At 54.2% G+C, this 559-nt stretch carries 2 protein-coding genes; both read left to right on the forward strand.

The window, feature by feature from the left end:
* A partial coding sequence (locus AAAU26_RS14580) for a YodL domain-containing protein (RefSeq protein WP_349180878.1) occupies positions 1–424 on the forward strand: 424 nt, incomplete at its 5' end.
* A partial coding sequence (locus AAAU26_RS14585; protein WP_227619745.1) for a transposon-transfer assisting family protein occupies positions 414–559 on the forward strand: 146 nt, incomplete at its 3' end. The genes AAAU26_RS14580 and AAAU26_RS14585, both read left to right, overlap by 11 nt.

A 559-nucleotide genomic window follows, 5' to 3' on the forward strand; every position in this document is an offset into this window, starting at 1 on the left:
GATGCAGCTGCGGCATGACGAAAAAATCCTCGATGAAAGATTTGCTTCCATGCGGGAACTGCATCGTCGGGGCAAAACGCCAGACCCGGAACATTACGAGGTCACTTACTATGCTGATCTGCCTGCCATGTGGCAGGATGCTCCGAACAATGAGGTTTTGGAAGAACTGTTTCAGATGTTCAACCTCTCCCGTCCGCAGGATTTTGAGGGACACAGCCTATCGGTCAGCGATGTGATCGCACTCAAACGCAATGGCGAGGTGTCTGTGCATTATGTGGACAGCATCGGCTTCAAGGATTTACAGGGGTTTCTGGACAAGCAGCCGGAACGCCCTTCGGTGCTGATGAATCTCAAAGAGAAGTGCGATGCCCCGGAGTGCAACCCCACCGTCTGCCGGAAAGCGAGGGATGAACATGAACTTTGACCACGAAGAATTGACCCTGATGATGCTCTATAACTCCGGAACCCGGCTGGGGCTGGTGCACGAACTGCGGCTGATGCAGTGCTACCTGATGCCCGATGAGACTGCCCTGCGGGAACTGTCGGAGGGTGTTATCGA

This window comes from Faecalibacterium longum (genome assembly GCF_040094125.1).
Classification (GTDB): domain Bacteria; phylum Bacillota; class Clostridia; order Oscillospirales; family Ruminococcaceae; genus Faecalibacterium; species Faecalibacterium longum.